This is a genomic window from Mucilaginibacter sp. P4_G9 (genome assembly GCF_056400985.1).
Window position 1 is genome coordinate 1 of sequence record NZ_JBFUKF010000618.1, and the last position, 2,129, is coordinate 2,129.

The 2,129-nt window shown below is 41.7% G+C and carries 2 protein-coding genes; both read left to right on the forward strand.

Going from position 1 to position 2,129, the window contains the following annotated elements; all coding sequences use genetic code 11:
- A partial coding sequence (locus AC1DPZ_RS25985) for an FtsX-like permease family protein (protein WP_477408955.1) occupies nucleotides 1-1,725 on the forward strand: 1,725 nt, incomplete at its 5' end.
- A 105-nt stretch (nucleotides 1,726-1,830) separates the two neighbouring features.
- On the forward strand, nucleotides 1,831-2,129 hold a 299-nt coding region (locus AC1DPZ_RS25990; RefSeq protein WP_477408957.1), incomplete at its 3' end, for an ABC transporter permease.

Here is a 2,129-nt window from a genome sequence, read left to right on the forward strand (position 1 = left end):
GTATTTATGCTGTTCCCATCAAACCTCAGCCAGGATAATGTGAGCGCGCAGTTGAAAATATTTTCGACTAAGCATTACAAAAAAGGAATTTCCGAAACTCATTTACTCGCCCAACCCTTATCACTTTTTCATTTTGATACCCGCTTTGGTAACCCGCTTGCCGATCATACCATGAGCTATGCCACCTTACGTACGCTTTCATTTATAGCGGTGCTTATTATCATCATGGCATCTATCAACTTTATTAACCTATCGACAGCGCAATCAGTAGGGCGTTCAAAAGAGGTAGGGATCCGTAAGGTTTTAGGCAGCACCCGCAAGCAACTGATAGCCCAGGTTATTGGCGAAACTATGCTTGTTGTTTTATTTTCGGTAATTCTGGCACTCGCGGTAGCCAAATTAGCATTACCACAACTCAAAAATATTGCTAATGTTCCGGAAAGCATAGGCTTGTTCAATGTTCAGAATATGCTGTTTTTAGCCGCGGTTATGGTGATCGTTATCCTTTTATCCGGCATCTATCCGGCTTTAGTGGTATCGGGCTTTAAACCGGTACTGGCTTTAAAAAACAAAATTACTGCAGCCTCAATAGGGGGGATCCCGCTGCGCAGAGCGTTGGTAGTTGCACAGTTCGCAATTTCGCAATTGCTTATCATCGGCACCATTGTAGCTGTAAACCAAATGGATTATGTAAATAAGGCCGATCTGGGTTTTAATAAGGAAGCATTACTGATCATTCCCGGGTATACCGATAGCATTAGTTTGGGAAAAATAAACTCTTTTAAGCAACAGTTACTGCAAAACCCGGCTGTAAAATCAGTAAGTTTTGCCTCAGATGCGCCATCGTCAGAAAACAACTGGGGTACCAATTTCAACTTTAATAACTCCACAAAAGATAACGGCTTTAATACCTATTTAAAATTTGGCGATGCCGACTATTTTAAAACTTTCGGTCTGCAATTTACAGCTGGTAAGGGTTATGATGTAAGCGATACCGCGCGCCAGGTAGTAGTTAACGAAACTTTTATACATAAGCTGGGTATTCAAAACGCCGAAAACGCCATTGGCAAAACCGTACGCCTTGGCGGCGGTAAATGGATGCCGATAACCGGTGTAGTTAAGGATTTTAAAACTAATTCGCTGCGCGAAACTGTAAAACCAATTGTAATAAGCGCGGCCAAAAAATTTGAAGGCATTGTAGCTATCAAGGTTCAAACTAAAACACTAAGCAAAACGGTTGCCGACCTGCAAAAAATGTGGGAAAACACTTATCCACAATACGCCTACAACGGGTATTTCCTGGATGAGAATATTGCTAAATTTTATCAATCTGAAAACCAGATGGCCTTGGTTTATAAAATATTTGCTGGCATAGCCATTTTTATATCGTGCCTGGGTTTATATGGCCTGGTATCGTTTATGGCTGTACAGCGTACCAAAGAGGTTGGTATCCGCAAGGTATTAGGGGCCTCGGTAAGCAGTATTGTTTACCTGTTTTCTAAGGAATTTATAGTGCTTATTGTAATATCCTTTGTAATTGCCATGCCTTTGGCCTGGTATGTAATGACGGGCTGGCTTCAAAACTTTGCTTACCGCATATCACTCAATGCCTGGGTATTCCTGTTAGCTATTGGCACATCGGTAATTATAGCCTGGGTAACTGTTGGTTATAAAGCGGTACGCGCTGCAGTGGCAAACCCGGTGAAGAGTTTGAGGAGCGAGTAATTTCGTCAATGGTCAATGGTCAATGGTCAATGGTCAATGGTCAATGGTCAATGGTCAATAAAATGTGGGATCAAATTAGGGATTAGGGTTTAAAATTTAATCATTATGATAAAGAACTATTTTAAAACCGCACTTCGCGTCTTGTTTAATAATAAGGCGCATAGTTTTTTAAATATTGCGGGTCTGGCTATAGGTATAGCCTGCGCATCTATGATATTTTTGTGGGTGCAGGATGAAATGACCTTTAATCATAATTTTGAGAAGCGGAACAACCTGTATACTGTTTTTGAAAACCAAACCTACAATGGTAAAACATCCACTTTCCGTGCAACGCCCGGCCCAATGGCCAAAGCTTTAAAGGCCGACATCCCCGGTATAAAAAACGCGGCCCGTACAGCGGGAAG